This window comes from Streptomyces sp. NBC_00669 (assembly GCF_036226785.1).
GTDB lineage: Bacteria > Actinomycetota > Actinomycetes > Streptomycetales > Streptomycetaceae > Actinacidiphila.
Genome location: NZ_CP109018.1, coordinates 5649255 through 5668730 on the forward strand (window position 1 = coordinate 5649255; position 19476 = coordinate 5668730).

The 19476-nt window shown below is 68.9% G+C and carries 17 protein-coding genes and 1 tRNA gene; 12 read left to right on the top strand and 6 right to left on the bottom strand.

The genetic code is table 11. The annotated features are described in order from the left end of the window. Positions 1-50: 50 nt before the first annotated feature. From OG896_RS23695 to OG896_RS23715, 5 genes are all read right to left on the bottom strand, one after another. Positions 51-311 carry a hypothetical protein gene (locus OG896_RS23695; protein WP_329368445.1) on the bottom strand — a complete coding sequence of 87 codons (261 nt, stop codon included), beginning with the start codon at positions 309-311 and terminating at the stop codon, positions 51-53. A gap of 844 nt (positions 312-1155) precedes the next feature. Beyond that, positions 1156-2010, bottom strand: coding sequence for an S-methyl-5'-thioadenosine phosphorylase (locus tag OG896_RS23700; RefSeq protein WP_329368447.1), 855 nt, complete (start codon positions 2008-2010; stop codon positions 1156-1158). A gap of 104 nt (positions 2011-2114) precedes the next feature. Beyond that, positions 2115-2432, bottom strand: coding sequence for an FmdB family zinc ribbon protein (locus OG896_RS23705; RefSeq protein WP_329368449.1), 318 nt, complete (start codon positions 2430-2432; stop codon positions 2115-2117). Positions 2433-2498: 66 nt separating this feature from the next. Next, the gene (locus OG896_RS23710; RefSeq protein WP_443057146.1) at positions 2499-3665 is read right to left on the bottom strand and encodes an MFS transporter; all 1167 of its coding nucleotides are present in this window, start codon (positions 3663-3665) and stop codon (positions 2499-2501) included. Positions 3666-4041: 376 nt separating this feature from the next. Beyond that, on the bottom strand, positions 4042-5535 hold the full coding sequence (locus tag OG896_RS23715) for a potassium/proton antiporter (protein WP_329374226.1): 1494 nt from the start codon (positions 5533-5535) through the stop codon (positions 4042-4044). Between the two features lie 179 nt (positions 5536-5714). Between OG896_RS23715 and OG896_RS23720 the strand changes: the two genes are divergently transcribed. Continuing rightward, positions 5715-8456: a penicillin acylase family protein gene (locus tag OG896_RS23720; RefSeq protein ID WP_329368451.1), complete on the top strand. Its 2742-nt coding sequence runs from the start codon at positions 5715-5717 to the stop codon at positions 8454-8456. Here the strand turns inward: OG896_RS23720 and OG896_RS23725 are convergent. Continuing rightward, complete coding sequence (locus OG896_RS23725; RefSeq protein ID WP_329368454.1) at positions 8446-9060, bottom strand: 5-formyltetrahydrofolate cyclo-ligase; 615 nt, start codon at positions 9058-9060, stop codon at positions 8446-8448. The genes OG896_RS23720 and OG896_RS23725 overlap by 11 nt on opposite strands. Positions 9061-9141: 81 nt before the next feature. On the opposite strand from OG896_RS23725, the gene galU reads away from it, so the two are divergent. The 11 genes from galU (at position 9142) to OG896_RS23780 (ending at position 19309) form a co-directional block, all read left to right on the top strand. Continuing rightward, positions 9142-10050: a UTP--glucose-1-phosphate uridylyltransferase GalU gene (galU, locus tag OG896_RS23730; protein WP_329368455.1), complete on the top strand. Its 909-nt coding sequence runs from the start codon at positions 9142-9144 to the stop codon at positions 10048-10050. Then, complete coding sequence (gene glp / locus OG896_RS23735) at positions 10047-11369, top strand: molybdotransferase-like divisome protein Glp (protein ID WP_329368456.1); 1323 nt, start codon at positions 10047-10049, stop codon at positions 11367-11369. The genes galU and glp overlap by 4 nt, the downstream gene beginning before the upstream one ends. Before the next feature lie 88 nt (positions 11370-11457). After that, positions 11458-11940 (top strand): cyclic pyranopterin monophosphate synthase MoaC, encoded by a 483-nt coding sequence (moaC, locus tag OG896_RS23740; protein ID WP_329368458.1) that lies wholly within the window; start codon positions 11458-11460, stop codon positions 11938-11940. Further along, positions 11937-12503, top strand: coding sequence for a MogA/MoaB family molybdenum cofactor biosynthesis protein (locus OG896_RS23745; protein ID WP_329368459.1), 567 nt, complete (start codon positions 11937-11939; stop codon positions 12501-12503). The genes moaC and OG896_RS23745 overlap by 4 nt, the downstream gene beginning before the upstream one ends. Further along, entirely contained in the window at positions 12500-13120 is a 621-nt protein-coding gene (locus OG896_RS23750; protein ID WP_329374228.1) for a GNAT family N-acetyltransferase, read from the top strand. Before OG896_RS23745 ends, OG896_RS23750 begins: the two co-directional genes overlap by 4 nt. 128 nt (positions 13121-13248) lie before the next feature. Further along, complete coding sequence (sepX, locus tag OG896_RS23755; protein ID WP_329368461.1) at positions 13249-14334, top strand: divisome protein SepX/GlpR; 1086 nt, start codon at positions 13249-13251, stop codon at positions 14332-14334. A gap of 70 nt (positions 14335-14404) precedes the next feature. Beyond that, positions 14405-14478, top strand: a tRNA-Ala gene (locus tag OG896_RS23760). A 572-nt stretch (positions 14479-15050) separates the two neighbouring features. Continuing rightward, the gene (locus OG896_RS23765; RefSeq protein ID WP_443057147.1) at positions 15051-16406 is read left to right on the top strand and encodes an eCIS core domain-containing protein; all 1356 of its coding nucleotides are present in this window, start codon (positions 15051-15053) and stop codon (positions 16404-16406) included. 351 nt (positions 16407-16757) lie between these two features. After that, positions 16758-17630 carry a putative RNA methyltransferase gene (locus OG896_RS23770; RefSeq protein WP_329368465.1) on the top strand — a complete coding sequence of 291 codons (873 nt, stop codon included), beginning with the start codon at positions 16758-16760 and terminating at the stop codon, positions 17628-17630. 183 nt (positions 17631-17813) lie between these two features. Then, on the top strand, positions 17814-18449 hold the full coding sequence (locus OG896_RS23775; RefSeq protein ID WP_329368467.1) for a GTP cyclohydrolase II: 636 nt from the start codon (positions 17814-17816) through the stop codon (positions 18447-18449). A 260-nt stretch (positions 18450-18709) separates the two neighbouring features. Continuing rightward, positions 18710-19309, top strand: coding sequence for a TetR/AcrR family transcriptional regulator (locus OG896_RS23780; protein WP_329368469.1), 600 nt, complete (start codon positions 18710-18712; stop codon positions 19307-19309). Positions 19310-19476: the final 167 nt, after the last annotated feature.

The window sequence follows — 19476 nt, forward strand, 5'->3', positions numbered from 1 at the left end:
TCCCTGACGTCCCTCAGCAGCAGGGTCTTGTCGCCCTTGAGGTTCACCATTCACGGCCTTTTGTGACAGGACGAGTGCCCAGCGGGGTCCGTCATACCGAATGCACCGACGAGCGGACCGATGGATTCGCTCGCCACCGAATTCGCGATATTGCTGAACACGGCACCGGTGAGCGCCACGATGATGAGATCGATCATATTGCCGTGTGTGAGGAGTTCCTTGGACCTGGCCGGCAGGTTCGGATTGCCTTTGCCGCACAGTGTTGTGCGTCTCCTCGGCTCCCGATGCGGCGGATTGATGTGTGCCGTCATGAAGGGTGCTGGGGCCCGTGGCTGTCTGATTGCTCTTCGTGGGCGGGCGGTTCAGCACAGCGTCACCCCCAGGGGCGACGTCGCGGCGGCCCCGGACAGTGCCGCGGCCGTGCGACGCGGCACGGCCAGCACGATCAGCGCGCCGCCACTCGTGCCGGCGTTCTCGGGCGCTACGGGACTCGCCTGCTGGAGCTGAGCTGAACTTGGCGGTACCGACACCACGGCGACACTCGAAGCCACCACCCGGGCGCCGGCGAGCACATCCACACGCGCACCCGGGCGCAGCAGAGCTACCGTTTCCGGATCGGCGATCCGTACCGGTGCCTTCACCAGCCGCGTCTCGGGACTCGTACGCGACGCGGGGGTGGTCGGGGAGGTCCGGGCGGTCGCGCGGGGTGCCGCCTGTTCGCGCCGTGGCGAAGCGCCGTGTGCCGAGGAGACCGCAACTACCGCTGCCACCACGGCCAACCCGGTGGCAAGGTGTCGCCGTCTACGTCGAATCGCCGCACCGAGCCTTCCTCCGCCTCGTCCGCCTGCGCGGATGGGCGGGAAGACCGGCACCGCGACGCGTGGCGGCGTGTACGACTCGGGCGTGCTGGATGCCGATCCGGGATGCGGCCCGGCAGGAACGCAGGATGCGGAAGACATGGGGGGATTGGGGAAATTCATGCTCGAACACCGCCCGACGTGGAGGATACGCCGACCGCAATCAGTCGGCGTATCCACGATGACGCATTTCCCGCAACATCGTTCGAGCACCTGTGGATAACCGACACCCTGTGGATAACGGGTCGCCTAGCAGGGTGAAAATTATTCTGCTCGTTGACTTATCGGGTCGGCGTCGCTAGGGAAGCGTGATGCCGGGTTCCTGGCCGCCCAGCGGGTTGACACACAGGCAGTTTCGTTCGCTGTCGGCGGGCAGCGCTTTGACCACATCGAAGAGGACGTCGCGCATCCTACCGACATTGGCGGCGAACACCTCGAGCACCTCCTCGTGCGAGACGCCGTCACCGGTGTCCGCGCCCGCATCCAAGTCGGTAACCAGCGTCAACGACGTGTAGCAGAGCCCGAGTTCCCGGGCGAGGACGGCTTCGGGGTGCCCGGTCATCCCCACGACCGACCATCCCTGCGCGGCGTGCCATAGGGATTCCGCGCGAGTAGAGAACCGCGGTCCTTCCACGACGACCAGCGTCCCCCCGTCCACGGCGTCCCAGCCGCCGGCCCGCGCAGTGCTGATCGCGGCGCTCCGGCCGACAGGGCAGTAGGGGTCGGCGAAGGTCACATGAACCACGTTGGGCGTCTGCCCGTCGGCTCGGGTCTCGCCGTCGAAGTAGGTCTGGACGCGGCCTTTCGTCCGATCGACCAACTGGTCAGGGATGAGGAGGGTGCCCGGACCGAACTGCGCGCGCAAACCGCCGACCGCGCACGGCCCGAGGACCTGGCGCGCGCCGACCGCCGCGAGCGCCCACAGATTGGCGCGGTAGTTGATCCTGTGCGGGGGCAGATGATGCTTGCGGCCGTGTCGCGGCAGGAATGCCACCCGGCGTCCGGCGACCTCGCCGATGAACAGGGAGTCACTGGGAGCGCCGTAAGGAGTATCGACGGTGACTTCTGTCACATCGTCGAGAAACGAGTAGAACCCCGATCCACCGATGACGCCGATCTCGGCCTGCGCCTGCGCGCCGCTGCTCTCCACCATGTGGATCAGCCTAATCGGCGGCCGGAGACACGACGAACCCCTGCTGTAGGGACAGCAGGGGTTCGTAAGGTCTTGGAGTGTGGGGCCGGGGACGAACGTGCGGGTCAGGCGGCCGACGTGCTGCTCGACGACGACGAGGAGGTGCCGGACGTCGTCGTGCTGCTCGAACTCGACGATTTGCTGCTTTCGGTGGACTTGGTGTCCGAACCGCCGCTCTTGGGCGCCGGGGTGCTACTCGACGACGAGCCGCGGCTGTCGGTCCGATAGAAACCGGAGCCCTTGAAGACCACGCCCACCGCCGAGAAGACCTTGCGCAGCCGTCCGGCGCAGTTGGGGCACTCAGTCAGCGCGTCATCGCTGAACTTCTGCACCGCCTCTAGGGCCTCGCCGCACTCGGTGCACTGGTACTGGTACGTCGGCACTTGCTCCTCCTGGCACTCTCACTTGTTGAGTGCTAACGACGCTCAATAGTGCAGTATTTCCCGCCGTCAGTCCACTGAGACCGGCGGACGGTGACCGATCCCACCTGCCACGCCCGCTCCCGAGGGAGCAGGCACCAGCCGCCCGCGGAGCCCGACGAGCACCACGAGTGCCAGCGATGTGCCCACCAGCGGCACCACGAAACCGGCCGACGAGCCTCGCGCGTCAGTCAGCAGACCCGCCACCGTCACCGCTATCGCCTGCCCGAACGCGACGGCCCCGGTCAGCCACGTGAACGCCTCGGTTCGGGCCGTTCGCGGCACCAGGGCGTCGACGAGCGAGTACCCGGTCACGATCGTGGGTGCGATGAACAGACCTGCGATCAGCGGAAGCACACTCAACAAGGCGAGGGAGTGAGCGGCCCACAGGGGCGCGCAGGCCACCGTGAGGCCCACATAGGCGGCGAGCAGCCGGGTACAGGGCGCATGGCGCCAGGAGACCGCGCCGTAGACCGCACCGGCCGCCATGTTGCCGGCCGCGAACGTGCCGTAGAGCACGCCGTTGAGCCCCGGCCTGCCGACTTCCTGCGTGAACGCGGCGAGCGACACCTGCATGCCGCCGAACACTGCCCCGACGCCCAGGAACGCGACCGCCAAGGCACGCACCCCAGGCAGCGACAATGCGGAGGTGTGCGCCCTTCCCTCGCTTGCCGACGCTTGGTGCGTATGCGGCTCGGATCGTCGTTGGGCCGCGAAGAGCATGCCGCCGACGAGGGTCAGCGCGGCTTCGGCGACCAGCCCCGCCGCCGGGTGGACCGCCGTGCACAGAGCCGTCGCGATGACGGGACCCACCACGAAGGTGAGCTCGTCGGTCACCGACTCGAAGGCGGCCGCGGTCTGCATGAGGGGCGACAGCGGATCGTCCAGCGCGACAGCCCAGCGCGACCGCACCATGGGCCCGACCTGGGGGACGGTGGCACCCGCCGGCACGGCTGTCGAGAGGAGTGCCCACGCCGGTGCCCCGGACACGGCCAGCACCACCACTGCCGTGACGGACAGCGCGTGCAGGACGACTCCCGGGAGCAGGACCGCGCGCTGCCCGTAGCGGTCGGCGAGCCGGCCGCCCTGCGGCGCGCATAGCGCACTCGCCGCCCCTGTGATGGCCGCCGCTGCACCCGCCATCCCGTAGGAACCGGTCGCGTGCCGGACCAGCAGCACCATGCTGATGGTGAGCATCGCGAACGGTTGCCGCGCGGCGAGGCCGGGCAGGACGAACGCCCAGGCGCCGGGGGTGCGCAGGAGGCTGCGATATCCCGGGCTACGAGCTTCCCCGTCCGGCTGTGGGCCCGAGGCGGTCGAACCTGACGCCTGTGGCGCCGGTCGGGGAGGCGAGGAGGGCATGGGGGAAGGCGAAGGGGTGGGCACCTTGGATGCCACGATCCGGACTTTCTGCCGCCTGGTGACGCGTACACGTGCCTTTGGCCGCGCTCGCGCCGAGGACCGTCCGCTCAGCGCGGATCACCGCGCCGGTCCTGCGTCAGGCAGGGGTCGCACTCGACTAATACCGGATCATCATACGTAAACCTCACCTCGTGTCCGCCACCCGAAGTCATCAGCCGCCGCTCAGCCAGCCCGCCAGCTTGCCGCCGCGTCCGACGGCGCGAAGCCTGTCCTCCGTCGCGTCACGTACCGGATCGGTGGTCACGACGAGTAGCTCGTCCCCCCTGCGCAGCATCGTCGCCGGCAGCGGCACGAAGCTCCTGCCGTCGCGCACCACGAGCGTCACAGCAGCGCCCTGCGGCAGTCGCAGCTCGCCGACCTCGACGCCGTGCATCTTGGAGCCGCCCGGGATCGCGACGGACAGCAGGTGCCCTTGCAACCGTTCCAGGGGCGCGGACTCGATGCCCAGGTCGGCGGTCCCGGCGCCGTCGATGTCGCCCAGGTGCAAGTGCCGCGCCATCCAGGGCAGCGTCGGTCCCTGCACCAAGGTGTAGATAATCACAAGGACGAAGACGATGTTGAAGATCCGTTTGCTGTCCGTGACATCGGCGACCATGGGGATGGTCGCCAGGACGATGGGCACCGCCCCCCTCAGCCCGGCCCACGACATCAGCGCCTGGTCGCGCCATGGGACGCGGAACGGCACCAGGCTGACGACGACCGACGCGGGTCGGGCGACCAGCGTCAGGAAGAGCCCGATGACGATGGCGGGCACTATGTCGTCGCCCAGCTCGTGCGGAGTCACCAGGAGCCCGAGTAGCACGAACAAGCCGATCTGTGCGATCCACCCCAGCCCTTCTGCGAAGCCGCGGGTTGCGGGACGGTGCGGCAGCTTGGCGTTGCCCAGGATGAGCGAGGCGAGGTAGACGGCCAGGAAGCCGGAGCCGTGCGCCATGGCGCCGGCGGCGTAGGCGGCCACCGCGATGGCCATGACGGCGATCGGGTACAGGCCGGACGCCGGCAGAGCGACGTGCTTGAGGGCGTACGCGCCGAACCAGCCCACCGCCAGGCCGATGGCGGCGCCGATCACCAGTTCCAGCGCAATCTCGCCGAGCAGTTGGTACCAGTGGTCGATGGGTCCGGCCGCGGAGAACGCCACCACGAGGATCACCACCGGGGCGTCGTTGAACCCCGACTCGGCCTCCAGGACGCCGGTCACCCGTTTGGGGAGCGAGATGTTCCGCAGCACCGAGAACACGGCGGCGGCGTCCGTCGACGACACCACCGCGCCGATGATCAGCGCCTGACGCCAGCCGAGGCCGACCAGGTAGTGTGCTGCGCCGGCGGTGATGAACACGCTCGCCAGCAGGCCGACGGTGGCCAGGACGGCGGCCGCCGGAACCACGGGTTTGATCTCGTGCCACTTCGTGCCGAGGCCGCCCTCGGCGAGGATCACCACCAGCGCCGCGTAGCCCAGCACTTGAGTGAGCTGAACATCGTCAAAGGTGAAGCCGAACAGGCCATCCTGTCCGATAATCACGCCGATGCCGAGGTAGATGAGGAGCGTCGGAAGCCCGCTGCGTGAGGCGAGCCGCACGGCGACCACAGCGACCAGGAGGACCGAGGCGCCGATCAGCAGGATCTCGTTCAGGTGGTGGACAGTCAGGGGCTCGATCCTTTCAACTTCATTGCCTTACCTAACAATTTACCCTCCCTTGACGTTCCTCGGTCCACTGCATGGTCACCTGGACGCCGCGTCTCCCGGCCACAGGCCGTACGCCTATGGTTGCCCTTGCACCATCAGCACTTGATCATCCGGTCCACCCTGCCCCTCGAAGGACAGCGATGCCCGCACGGAAGAAGTCCCGCCGCCTACGCCTCATCGTGATTGCGGTCGTGCTCCTGCTCGTGGCGGGCCTCGGCTACGGGTCGTACTGGAGCGTCAGCACGGTGCGCGCCTCCTTCCCGCAGACGTCGGGCTCCTTGAAGCTCAAGGGCCTGTCCGCGCCGGTCGACGTCGACCGGGACGCCAACGGCATCCCGCAGATCTACGCCGACACCCCCGACGACCTCTTCCGCGCCCAGGGCTACGTTCAGGCGCAGGACCGCTTCTACGAGATGGACGTGCGCCGCCACCTCACCTCCGGGCGGCTGTCGGAGATGTTCGGCAAGAGCGAGGTCGAGACCGACGCCTTCCTGCGCACCCTGAACTGGCACGGCATCGCGCAGAAGGAGTACGACACCGAGCTCGACTCCTCCACGAAGGAGTACCTGCGCGCGTACACCGACGGCGTCAACGCGTACCTGAAGGACCACAGCGGTGCCTCGCTGTCGGTGGAGTACGCCGCGTTGTCCTTGAGCAACAACTACAAGCCGGAGCCCTGGACGCCCGTCGACTCGGTCGCATGGCTGAAGGCCATGGCATGGGACCTGCGCGACAACATGCAGGACGAGATCGACCGCACCTTGATGACGAGTCGACTCAGCCAGGCGCAGATCAAGCAGCTGTATCCCGACTATCCCTACAGTCGCAACCAGCCGATCGTCGAGGCGGGTACGGTCGACCCGGCCACCAAGGTGTACAAGCCCGCGGGTTCGGCCGACTCGCAGAGCAACGCCGGCTCAAGCGACCCGCAGGGTCTCAGCAGCACCGTCGACACCCAGCTTGCCGGGATTTCTCAGATCATCGACCAGATGCCCACGCTGCTCGGTCCGACCGGCAGCGGCATCGGATCGAACTCCTGGGTGGTGTCCGGTCAGTACACGACAACGGGCAAGCCGTTGCTGGCCAATGATCCGCACCTCGCGCCGCAGTTGCCCTCCGTCTGGTACCAGATGGGTCTGCACTGCCGCACGGTGAGCAAGTCGTGTCCCTACGACGTCACGGGATTCACCTTCTCCGGCATGCCCGGTGTGATCATCGGCCACAACCAGGACATCGCCTGGGGCATGACCAACCTGGGTGCCGATGTGACTGACCTCTACCTGGAGAAGGTCACCGCGAAGACGTACCTGCGCGACGGCAAGCAGGTGCCGTTCACGACCAGGCGCGAGACGATCAAGGTCGCCGGCGGAAAGCCCCGTACGATCACCGTCCGCGAGACGAACAACGGACCGGTGATCTCTGACCGTAGCGACGAACTGCGCACCGTCGGAGAGACCGCGCCCGTCACCGATCCGCCAGGGGGCGTCAGCGGCGGTTACGCGGTTGCCCTGAACTGGACCGCGCTGCAGCCGTCGAAGACCATGGATGCCGTCTTCGAGCTCGACAGGGCGACGGACTTCACCCAGTTCCGCGCGGCGGCTGCGGACTTCGCCGTGCCGTCGCAGAACCTCATCTACGCCGACACCAAGGGCAACATCGGCTACCAGGCGCCAGGCAAGGTCCCGATCCGTGCCACGGGCGACGACGGCACCTATCCCGTGCCCGGCTGGGACTCGCACTACGACTGGAAGAAGTACATCCCCTTCAAGTCGATGCCGTACGAGTACAACCCGCCGAGCGGCTACATCGTCACCGCGAACCAGGCCGTCATCGACCAGAGCAAGTACCCGTACCTGCTGACGAACGACTGGGACTACGGCACCCGCAGCCAGCGCATCAACGACCTCATCGCGTCCAAGATCAAGGACGGCGGCAAGATCTCCATGGACGACATGCAGTCCATGCAGAACGACGACAGCAGCGAGATCGCCAAGCTGCTCGTGCCGTACCTGCTGAAGATCAACATCAAAAATGACAAGGGCAGTTATGTGCGTGACGCACAAAAGCTGCTCGAAGGATGGGACTACAACCAGGATTCGGACTCGGCGGCGGCCGCCTACTTCAACGCGGTGTGGCGCAACGTCCTGAAGCTGGCGTTCGGCAACAAGCTGCCCAAGGAGCTACGTCCCAAGGGCCAGTGCCTGAGGGTGCCGCCCGTGGGGGAGACCGGTCCGGTCGACGACCTCGACGGCAAGCCCAAGACGATCGAGGAGTGCGGCGAGCGGGACGCCGACGAGGCGCAGCCCGACGGCGGCGACCGCTGGTTCGAGGTGGTCCGCAATATCCTCCAGCAGCCCGACAGCCAGTGGTGGACGATGTCCACGACCGCGTTCTTCGGCGTCGACCAGAACCCGGCCCACCGCAGTGACCGCGACCAGCTGCTCGAGCAGGCCATGAAGGACGCCCGCTACGAACTGACCGCCAAGCTCGGCAAGGACATAGACACCTGGAGCTGGGGCCGGCTCCACAAGCTGGACCTGAAGAACCAGACGCTGGGCACCGACGGTCCCGGTGTCCTGAAGTGGATGCTCAACCGCGGCCCCTGGCAGCTCAGCGGCGGCGAGGCGGCCGTCGACGCCACCGGCTGGAACGCGGCCGGCGGGTACGACGTCGAGTGGGTGCCCTCCATGCGGATGATCGTCAACCTCCAGGACTTCGACAAGTCCCGCTGGATCAACCTCACCGGCGCCTCAGGACACGCCTACAACGCTCACTACACCGACCAGACGAGCCTGTGGGCGGCGGGGAAGCTGCTGCCCTGGTACTTCTCCGACAAGCGCGTCGACAAGGCGACAAAGGCGAAGATGGCGCTCACTCCGTAGCTGTGCCGCCCGGGTGACGGAAGCGGCGCACACCCTCGGGAGTGATGGCGGCGTCGACGAGGTGGTCGTGCGGTTCACGCGGAACCGCGTCGACCACCTCGTGCGCGTACAGGAGCACTGCGAGCGCGGGATGCGTCCCGGCCGCGGACAGGCGCTCCAGCACCCGGTCGTAGGAGCCGCCGCCGCGGCCCAGGCGCACACCGTGGAGGTCGACGGCGAGCCCGGGCAGCAGCACCGCGCTCGCCTGCGTGACCGTCTGTGGTCCCAGGCGCTCGCCGCTGGGCTCCAGGAGGCCGCGGGAGGTACGTTCAAGGCTGCCAGGGCCGTCGTAGCCGGCCCAGTCGAGGTCGTTGTCGGCCTGAAGCACCGGAAGCAGTACGCGCGTGCCGTCCCCGTGCAGGGCGTCGATCAGATCATGCGTTCCAGGCTCAGTGCCCATGGACGCGTAGGCGGCCACCGTCCCGGCCCTTGCCAGCGGCGCCCAGTCACGTACCCTCTGCACCAGCGCCGCGCTCGCCGCCTGGCGTTCATCCGCGGTCAACGCGCGCCTGGCCTCCAGAAGCCGTACCCGCAACTCGGCCTTGCGCGTTCGAACCCCGCTCATACCATGCCCAAGCATTGTGTATAAGCCATAATCCACCCGTTCTTCATCTTCTCCACATTCTTCGCCGCTATGGTGCACGGCATGACGAGTACACGTACACGGATCTCCAAGGCTGTCATCCCGGCGGCGGGGCTGGGGACCAGGTTCCTGCCGGCCACCAAGGCCACTCCCAAGGAGATGCTGCCGGTGGTCGACAAGCCGGCGATCCAGTACGTGGTCGAGGAAGCGGTCGCGGCGCAGTTGTCGGATGTGCTGATGGTCACCGGACGCAACAAGCGACCGCTGGAGGACCATTTCGACCGCAACTACGAGCTCGAGGAGGCCCTGCGCCGCAAGGGTGACGAGTCCCGGCTCGCCAAGGTTCGCGAGTCGAGTGACCTCGCCACCATGCACTACGTGCGCCAGGGCGACCCCAAGGGCCTGGGGCACGCCGTGTTGTGCGCCGAACCGCACGTCGGTGACCAGCCGTTCGCGGTACTGCTCGGCGACGACCTCATCGACCCGCGCGACCCGCTGCTGTCACGGATGATCGCCGTCCAGGAGGAGTACGGGGGGAGCGTCGTGGCACTCATGGAGGTGGAGCCGGCCAGCATCCATCTGTACGGGTCGGCCGCCATAGCGCCCACCACTTACTCCGATGTCGTGCGTGTCACCGACCTGGTCGAGAAGCCCGAGACCTCACAGGCACCGTCCTTCTACGCCGTCATCGGACGCTACGTGCTCGACCCCGGGGTCTTCGAGGTGCTCAAGAAGACCCAGCCGGGCCAAGGCGGTGAGATCCAGCTCACCGACGCGCTGCGCGAGTTGGCCCACCAGGAGACCGACGGCGGCCCCGTCCACGGCGTCGTCTTCACCGGGCGCCGCTACGACACCGGCGACCGCGGCGACTACCTGCGTGCGATTGTCCGACTGGCATGCGAACGTGAAGACCTGGGGCCCGATTTCAGGACCTGGCTGCGTTCGTACGTCAATGAGGAGATGCAAGAGTGAGTCACGACGTCGATCGTTTGTGGTCCGTCACAGAACACCTGGACAACATCCTGGGGCAGCTCTCCCCGCTGGACCCGATCGACCTGCAACTCCTCGACGCCCAAGGGTGCGTACTGGTCGAGGACGTCACGGTGCCGACCTCCCTGCCACCGTTCCCGAACAGCTCCATGGACGGTTACGCCGTCCGGGTCGCCGACACCAAGGCCGCGACCACCGACCACCCCGCCGTACTCGACGTGATCGGCGACATCGCCGCCGGCAGCGGCGAGCCACCCACCGTGGGGCCCGGCCAGGCCGCCCGCATCATGACCGGAGCCCCGCTTCCCCCCGGCGCCGAGGCTGTTGTCCCCGTCGAGTGGACCGACGGTGGCACAGGCGGTGGGCCGGTCCGCTCCATGGCGTCCTTCGGTGACGACCCCGGGGGCGCCGGCGGTGAGGTGCGCGTGCACAAGGCTCCGGAGACCGGGCAGTTCGTACGGGCCCGCGGCAGTGATGTCACCGCGGGGGAGTTGGCACTCGCCGCGGGCACCGTGCTCGGCGCGCCCCAGATCGGACTGCTGGCCGCGATCGGCCGCGGTACGGTCACCGTCCGACCGCGCCCCCGGGTCGTGGTCGTCTCCACCGGCAGCGAATTGGCCCAGCCGGGTGAGGAACTGGGCCCGGGCCGTATCCACGACTCCAACAGCTTCGCCCTCACCGCCGCGGCCAGGGCCGCCGGCGCCATCGCGTACCGGGTCGGCGCGGTCGTCGACGAGGTCGAGACGCTGCGCGCCACCATCGAGGACCAGCTCATCCGCGCGGACATCATCGTCACCAGCGGGGGAGTCAGCGTCGGTGCCTACGATGTCGTCAAAGAGGCGCTGTCGTCACTGGGCGGATCGTTCGGCGAGGACGCGGAGGAGGCCGCCGGGTATGTCGACTTCCGCACACTCGCGATGCAGCCGGGCAAGCCGCAGGGCTTCGGGCGGATCGGCCCCGAGCGCACACCGCTGCTGGCGTTGCCGGGCAACCCGGTGAGCGCCTATGTGTCGTTCGAGATGTTCGTACGACCGGTCATCCGCACGCTCATGGGCGCGGGTGACGTTCATCGGCGGGTCGTACAAGCCGCGTGCACCACCGCGATCGAGGATTCGCCGGACGGCAGGCGGCAGTTCCTGCGTGCGCAGTACGACAAGCGGTCCCGTACTGTCACCCCTGTGGGTGGCGCCGCTTCCCACCTGGTCAAGGCCCTTGCGCACGCTGATTCACTGATCGTCGTACCGGAGGCCGTCACCTCGCTCTCCGCGGGCAGCGAAGTCGACGTGGTCGTGCTGGACTAGCACCCGGCATCCCGGCTCGCGGGCCAGCGCGCCACGCCCGGTCGCAGGCCGGTACGGTGTCTGCCCAAGCGACCGCACCGGGAGAACGATGAGCAGCGCGCAGCAGCACCTCACCCACGTAGACGAGGCAGGCGCAGCCCGCATGGTCGACGTCTCCGCGAAGGACGTCACCGCACGTACCGCGCGTGCCACCGGGCGCGTCCTGGTGGCACCCCATGTCGTCGAACTCCTACGCGCCGACGGCCTGCCCAAGGGCGACGCGCTCGCGGTCGCGCGGGTCGCCGGCATCATGGGCGCCAAGCGCACGCCTGACCTCATCCCGCTGTGTCACCCGCTGTCGCTGTCCGGTGTGAAGATCGACCTGGCTGTCACCGATCAGGCGGTCGAGATCACCGCGACGGTCAGGACGACCGACCGCACGGGCGTCGAGATGGAGGCGCTGACCGCTGTCGCGGTCGCTGCGCTCACCGTTGTCGACATGGTCAAGGCCGTCGACAAGGGTGCCGTCGTCACCGATGTGCGGGTCGAGGAGAAGACCGGCGGTAAGTCCGGCGACTGGCGGCGGCCATGACCGCGCGCAGCGGCGGCCGACCACCGGGCCCGCCGCGCGCCCTGGCGGTCACCGCGTCCAACCGGGCCTCCGCGGGGGTGTACGAGGACCGCGGCGGCCCGCTGATCGTCGCCGCGCTGGCCGAGTGGGGCTTCGCCGTGGACGGCCCCCGGGTGGTCCCGGACGGGGAGCCCGTGCGGGAGGCGCTCATCGCGGCGGTCGACGCGGGCTACGACGTCGTGGTCACCACCGGCGGCACCGGGATCTCACCGACCGACCGCACCCCCGAGGTCACCCGTGCGGTGCTCGACTACGAGGTACCGGGCATCGCAGAGGCGATCCGTGCGGCAGGCGGGCGGAAAGTGCCCACCGCGGCGCTGTCCCGTGGTGTCGCGGGGGTCGCCGGCCGCACCCTGGTGGTGAACCTTCCCGGATCGACCGGCGGGGTGAAGGACGGCCTTGCCGTACTCGCGCCGATCGTCGTACATGCCGTCGATCAGATCCGTGGCGGCGATCACCCGAAAGAGCAGTCGGATCATCACTCGGACGATGATCCGCAATCCGTCACTGGGAGACCGAGCTGAACGGGTCCTGGCCGGCCGAGTTGGTGGACGGTGACATCACCCTCCGCCCGATCCGGATGCGTGACCAGCGCGCATGGCGCGAGGTCAACCGGCGCAACCGCGACTGGTTGCGCCCCTGGGAGGCCACGGTGCCGCCCGCGCCGCCGGGGCAGGTCGTACAACGTCCCACATACCGTCAGATGGTCAGACATCTGCGCCGGGAGGCGAACGCCGGGCGCATGCTGCCGTTCGTCATCGACTACCAGGGGCGCCTCGCGGGTCAACTCACCGTCGCGGGAATCACCTGGGGCTCCATGTGCTCCGCGCACATCGGCTACTGGGTGGACGAGGCGGTCGCCGGCCGGGGAGTGATGCCCACATCCGTCGCGCTCGCCGTGGACCACTGCTTCCGGCGGGTCGGGCTGCACCGGGTGGAGGTGTGCATTCGCCCCGAGAACGGGCCCAGCCGCCGGGTCGCCGAAAAGCTCGGCTTCCGCGAGGAGGGGCTTCGTCCGCGCTATCTGCATATCGACGGCGGATGGCGCGACCACCTCGTCTACGCGCTCACCGCGGAAGAAGTGCCCGACGGACTCGTCAGCCGATGGCGCCAGGCAAGGCCGGGCACGCCCCAGAAATAAGACTATTGTTCGACGGTAAAGCTCATCGCGCGTTCATCGCACAAAAATCTCGACGTATCAGCCAGATCGTGCGACACACCGGGCCGAATTGCCAATGGCGTGTCTCGATCCCCCCTACCGTGTAGCACGTGAGCAGTAGCGGCCTCATCTACGCAGTCATCGTCGGGGCCTGGGCTGCCTACCTGGTGCCGATGTGGCTCCGTAGGCAGGACGAGCTCAACGAAGCGCGTCCGACGGAACGCTTCAGCACCGCCATCCGGCTGCTGTCCGGGCGGGCGGCGATGGAGCGGCGCGTCGCCAAGGCGCGCGGTGAGACCGTCGACCCCGCCGCCGACGCACCGGACGACGACGCCGACCCGGACGAACCGGACGCGTCGGTCGACGTCCGGGGGCTGGCCGTGCCCGCGACCGAGGTACGGCGCCCCGCGGCACGCCCGGCGCCCGCCGCCCAGGCTGCCGGCTCCCGGGACGCGGGCAACCAGCGAGCCCAGTTGCTCGCCCGGCGCCGCCGCACCACCACCACGCTCTTCCTCGCCTTCACCATCGGTGCCATCGCCGCGGCCGTGGGGGGCGTCGCGCTCCTCTGGGTCCCCGCCATCCCTGCGGTCCTGCTGACCGTCTACATCGGTCAGATGCGCCGCCAGGAGCGCCGACGCTACGAGGTGCGCCTCGACCAGCGGCGCGCCGCGGAGGCCGCACGCCGCCTCAGGGCCCCTCGGCCGGCCGCTCCGGCGGCCGAGCGCGGTCGCGACCGTGACGAGCGCCAGGCGCCCGCCCCCGCTGCCCAGGGTGCCCGCCCGACGCCCTCTGCCGTACCCGCGCCGTCGCCCCGCTCCGCCGACCGCCGCGCCCTGGTCGAGCAGACCGACCACGCCGAGTGGGTCGACCAGCAGCGCGCGCAGCAGTCCGCCGACGACGGCTGGGCGCCCGTACCGGTGCCGCTGCCCACCTATGTGACCGCCCCTGTCGCCCCTCGCACGTCCCGGGGCGTCGACCTCGGCGCACCCGACACCTGGAGTTCGGCCCGTTCCGGTACGACGCCCGGCGATTCCGCGGCGGCGCGCGAGCAGCGTGACCGCCGCGAGGCCCCGCAACCCCGGGAGGCGGCCGAGCCGCGCGAGCAGCAGCCGCCGGCGCGCCGCCCGCGCACCACGCGCACCCCGCTGTTCGACCAGTACGCCGACCCCGACCGCCCTCGCGCCGCCAACGAGTGAGCCTGGTGAACCAGCCGATATCAGGTTCACGACCACCCTCCCGGGGATGCTAGAGTTTTCCTCGTTGCAAGGGCCTGTGGCGCAGTCCGGTAGCGCACCTCGTTCGCATCGAGGGGGTCAGGGGTTCGAATCCCCTCAGGTCCACAACGCGACTGTTCTCGATTCACCTCGGGAAGAGTTCATGAGATCCCGCCCGGTCATGAAGACCAGGCGGGATTTTGGCGTCTGCGGGGACTGAACGCCGCGGCATCCGGACGCGGCGGCGTCGGACCTGATCGCCTGGTCGCCCGATTGCTTTGGGTACGGAGTCTCGTGGCGGTCCGGAGCCACTTCGCATCAGGGGGTTACCGTGTTGTTCCTCCTGTACGGCACGAACTGCGGCTGCCTCTCGGCCCGTGCGCAGCCGGCCGGTACGTCGAGGTCGGTTGTGTGAGCAGGGGGACGCCGAAGTGCGGTGACCTCCTGGTGGCAAGCCCGTGCTCGTCATCCGCACGCCGAGTGGGTACCTGCGAGGGCACCGTGCTCTGCCCTTCTCGCCCTCCCGCGCGGGCCGGGCACCGGTGTATGCATGGAACTGCCCGTCTGTGCCGTGACAAGGGACCTAACTCATGCGTGCCCACGAGAGTGACAAGACGCCCCAAGCGGCCGTACGCCGTGGGGCGGCCGGTCGAACGGCATCGCGACCCTCACTTCCAGCGGCTCTCCAACCTGGAGGCTTGAACGGGGCCTCGCTCCTTGCCCTGCAACGCACCGTGGGCAACGCCGCGGTGGCCGGGATGCTGGAGCAGGCCCAGCCCGCCCACTCGGGCAGCTGCGGGCACCAATCCGCCGCCTCGGCTCCGGCAGTGCAGCGTTCCTCCTTCGACGAGGTGCTCCGTACCTCGGGCACGCCCTTGGCCGAGCCGGTCAGGCGGGAAATGGAGGCGCGGATCGGAGCGGACTTCTCCGAGGTGCGGCTGCACACAGGGATCGCCGCGCAGCGGTCCGCAAGCGAGATCGGCGCCCGCGCCTACACCATGGGCAATCACGTGGTCATCGGCGACGGCGGCGCGGACCGGCACACCCTCGCCCACGAGTTGACGCATGTCGTCCAGCAGCGGCAGGGCCCGGTTGGGGGGAACGACAACGGCCAGGGCCTGAGGATCTCGTCCCCGACCGACGACTTCGAACGGGAGGCCGAGGCCAACGCGACCAGGGTGCTGGCCGGTCCGGCACCTGTGCAGCGGGCGGTCGGCGGCGCGACAGCCGGGCACGCTTGCGAGCCGGCCGTCCAGCGCACCATCGGCTACGAGAAGGGCAAGTGGTCACAGGAGAACCTCCCGCCGGACCGCTTCGCCGAACGACTCGCCAAGGCGGCGGGCGAGTTGGAGGGCGTTCACTTCGCCATCCCGTATCGCAAGCTGTTCAGGGAGCTGGAGGAGGCATCCATCAGGATCGAGATCGACGATGAGACGAGCTTCGCGGGCGCGCGCGCCAAGTTCGCCATCGACGATCAGACCGCGGAGGGCGGCGTGCTCCGGATTTCGCGGCCCGCTGACGACGCGTCGTCTCGCGAACTGCGCGAGTTCGCCGCGACCGTGACCCATGAGATGCAGCACGCCCTCGACTCCGTCACACGTCGCTTCAAGTCCCAGACCCCCGCGCTGACGATGAAGGAGCGGTGGATCTGCTCGGAGCTGCGGGCGTTCGGCAGTGAGGCCGCGGCGGCGCTCAAGCTCGCCATCGGGGACAGTTACCTCAAGAGCCAGGGCAAGCTCTCCGCGATCCTCAAGGACGTCAAGGAGGACCGACTCTCCTCCGAACGCAAACGACTCGCCCTGGAGTTCCACTTCATGGACAGCCACGTACACGCCGGGTCCCCGGCCCTGTCCGTCTACGGGAGCTCGGCCGCCATCAAGGACAGCGAGCTCCTGAACCGCCTCGCCGGCTACTTGAGGGTCTACAAGCTGGTTGCGGGTTCTCCGACCAACGAGACCGCGCTGAAGTGGCTGTCCGGGAACCCGACCGTCGAGCAGAAGGGGCTTCTGGAGGGCGTCGCCCTGTTCCACCAGCAGCGCCCCCAGCCCGAGTAGGACGCCCGGCGACGACCCTGCCGGCGTGGAGCGATGTGTGCAGCGGCCTGGGGCAGCGGTCCGTACGCGTAGCGCCGGGGGATGGCGGCGCACACGGCGAGGGGAGCGGGCCGAGAAGCCCCTCCAGTGGCCCGCTCAAAGCCCGTAGGCGGCCGTCTGCGGCGACGCCGCCTCTCGGGTGGGGAAAATCCCGCTCGGGTCGGCTGTGTGGCCGTACAGGGCGATTCTGGGACTTTCGGCGGTATGCGGTCCCTGTCGGACATGCGCCGACCGCGTGCCACCTATCCTGCACCGGAGGGCGACTGCAGCCCGCAGTCGCAACCGACGCCGAGCTACGCCGAGGAACAGAGCATGCCCCCAATCGCGTTCGAGGACGGCGACCCGCGCCGCCGGCTCCTGGACGTCCTTCGCTGCCCGCTGTGCGGTGACGGTCTCCACACCTCGGCGGGATCTCTGCGGTGCGGCAGGCGCCACACCTTCGACATCGCGCGCCAGGGGTACGTCAGCCTCCTGACGGGTGACATGCGGGCCGGAACCGCCGACACCGCAGCGATGGTCGGCGCCCGTGACGCGTTCCTGAGCGCCGGGCACTACGCGCCGCTGGCCCGCGCGGTGGCCGAGGCCGCGGACCGATGGTGCGTGGCGCGGGGCAACGTTCTGGACGCGGGCGCCGGTACTGGCTACTACCTTGCCGCCGCCTTGGACGCGGTGCCTGAGGCGGTCGGGCTCGGCCTGGACGTCTCCAAGTTCGCACTGCGGCGCGCGGCGCGGGCACATCCGCGGGCGGTCGCCGCCGTATGGGACGTGTGGCGTGACCTCCCGGTGCGGTCGGGGTCGATGGACGTCGTGCTGAACGTCTTCGCTCCGCGCAACGGACCCGAGTTCCGGCGTGTCCTGTGTCCGGACGGTGCGCTTGTGGTGGTCACCCCGACCCCACGGCACCTGGCCGAGGTGCGGAGTGCCGCGGGCCTGCTGACCGTTGACGCGGCGAAGGAGGAGCGGCTCTCCCGTACGCTCGACGCCCACTTCCGGCCCGAGCACGCTGATGCGCTGGAACTGGAGTACGGCTTGCGGCTGACACCCCAGGAGGCGAACGACCTCGTGTCCATGGGGCCGTCGGCTCGCCACGTCGACGCCGCGGAACTGGGCCGACGTATCGGGGCCATGGGTGACGTGGTCGAGACGAGTGCGTCCTTCGCCGTGGCGGTCTACCGGCCCAGGTGACGTGCTGCGGCGCGCTGGGCCGCCTCCTGGGTGTGTCCCGACATCGATGATCGCGCCGCCCGCCTCGTCGCGTGGCTCCACCCCGTGGGCGGCGCCGCCGTGTGACCCGACCCACGAGATCGGGCGGAAATAAACCGCGACCGGGAGGAGCTTGAGGTTTCAAGATCTTACGAGGGAGTGGCGATGACGGTTGACGCTGGTGCGGCTGTGGCCGCCGCCAAGGTCCGTACGAGGGTGCGTGTTCCGCTTCGGTTCTCCGACGGGTGGGGGACGACCGCCGATGTGTACGCGTTCACCGGTCTGGTGGACGGAAAGGAGCATCTGGCGCTGGGCATCGGCGACTACCGCGCTGGCGGCGTGCCGCTGGTGCGGCCGCACTCGGAGTGCATGACGGGTGACGTGTTCGGCTCCGAGCGATGCGACTGCGGGCCGCAGTTGAGGGAGTCGGTGGAGCGGATCGCCGCCACCGGCGGCTACTTGCTCTACCTGCGGCAGGAAGGGCGCGGGATCGGGCTCTACGCGAAGCTCGACGCCTATGCCCTTCAGGACGACGGCCTCGACACCTATGAGGCGAACCTCGCCCTCGGCCGTGGGGAGGACGAGCGTGACTACACCGCCGCCGCGCAGATGCTCATCGCCCTGGGCGTCGGGAGCGTCCGGCTGCTGACCAACAACCCGGACAAGGCGCGGCAGCTCGACGCCCTGGGTGTCGAGGTCGTCGAGCAGGTGCCGACCGCCGTCCACGTCTCGGCGTCGAACGTCAGCTACCTGCGGGCGAAGGTCGAGCGCACCGGGCACACCATCGCGCTGCCGGCGTGACGGTCTTGGCGGTCCGTTCCTGACGTGGGTATTGCGACGGGCGCGCTCGGGTGTGCGGCGCGCGGGGTGCCGGCACGAAATCACCTGATGGCGGCTTGACGGTTGCCTGGCGGAGACGTGATACGGCCCACGATCGAAACGGTGGCGTTTCGATCGTGGGCCGTTTACGCTCTTAGGTGTACGACATCGTTTCGAAGCGTATCCATACGGAGCGATGACTCCGTATGATCGGCGCGACCGTCAGACAGGGAGGAGAGGGCATGTCGCCGGAAACCGGTACCTCTACGCGGCGCAGTCGCCTGACTCCCGAGCGCGAGCGGGAACTGTACGAGGCTGTGGTCGACCTGCTGCGCGAGGTCGGCTACGAGGCACTGACCATGGACGCCGTCGCCGCCCGTACCCGCTCCAGCAAGGCCACCCTCTACCGCCAGTGGAAGGGCAAGCCGGAACTGGTCGCCACGGCGCTTCGGCAGTGCAAGCCGGTCTCCCTCGCGGACATCGACACCGGTTCCCTCGCGGGCGACCTCCACGAGCTCGTGCGGCTGCACGACGAGAGCGAGGTCAAGCGCGACCAGGAGCTGATGCGCGGGCTGTCGCATGCCGCGTTCCAGAACATCGACCTGTTCCGCGCCCTGCGCGAGCTGCTCATCGAGCCGGAACTGGTCAGCTTCGCCGAACTGGTGCAGCGCGCGGTGGACCGCGGTGAACTGGCCGCGGACAACCCGGCGCGGGACTTCGTGCCGCACATGCTGTTCGGGGGGGCGCTGACCCGCCCGATCATCGAAGGCATCGACCCAGATCCGGAATACAGCCACAGATACATCGACGCGGTGGTCGTCCCGGCGCTCGGCCTGTCCTGAGCACAGCGACTCGATGATCGGTCCGGTCGGCCGGATCGGTTCGTCCGGCCACTGATCCGACCGCGTCCGCACCAGCGAACCTTTCCGTACCACCACATCAGCACACCACGCTCCACCTGACACGCCGCTCTCGTCGTCGGGCTGGTTCCTCACGCCCATGTCCGCCC

Coding starts and splice junctions, on each gene's coding strand:
- OG896_RS23695 (WP_329368445.1), bottom strand. CDS start 311: ATGACGGCACACATCAATCCGCCGCATCGGGAGCCGAGGAGACGCACA.
- OG896_RS23700 (WP_329368447.1), bottom strand. CDS start 2,010: ATGGTGGAGAGCAGCGGCGCGCAGGCGCAGGCCGAGATCGGCGTCATC.
- OG896_RS23710 (WP_443057146.1), bottom strand. CDS start 3,665: ATGCTCACCATCAGCATGGTGCTGCTGGTCCGGCACGCGACCGGTTCC.
- OG896_RS23720 (WP_329368451.1), top strand. CDS start 5,715: ATGCCCGCACGGAAGAAGTCCCGCCGCCTACGCCTCATCGTGATTGCG.
- OG896_RS23725 (WP_329368454.1), bottom strand. CDS start 9,060: ATGAGCGGGGTTCGAACGCGCAAGGCCGAGTTGCGGGTACGGCTTCTG.
- galU (WP_329368455.1), top strand. CDS start 9,142: ATGACGAGTACACGTACACGGATCTCCAAGGCTGTCATCCCGGCGGCG.
- moaC (WP_329368458.1), top strand. CDS start 11,458: ATGAGCAGCGCGCAGCAGCACCTCACCCACGTAGACGAGGCAGGCGCA.
- OG896_RS23745 (WP_329368459.1), top strand. CDS start 11,937: ATGACCGCGCGCAGCGGCGGCCGACCACCGGGCCCGCCGCGCGCCCTG.
- OG896_RS23770 (WP_329368465.1), top strand. CDS start 16,758: ATGCCCCCAATCGCGTTCGAGGACGGCGACCCGCGCCGCCGGCTCCTG.
- OG896_RS23775 (WP_329368467.1), top strand. CDS start 17,814: ATGACGGTTGACGCTGGTGCGGCTGTGGCCGCCGCCAAGGTCCGTACG.
- OG896_RS23780 (WP_329368469.1), top strand. CDS start 18,710: ATGTCGCCGGAAACCGGTACCTCTACGCGGCGCAGTCGCCTGACTCCC.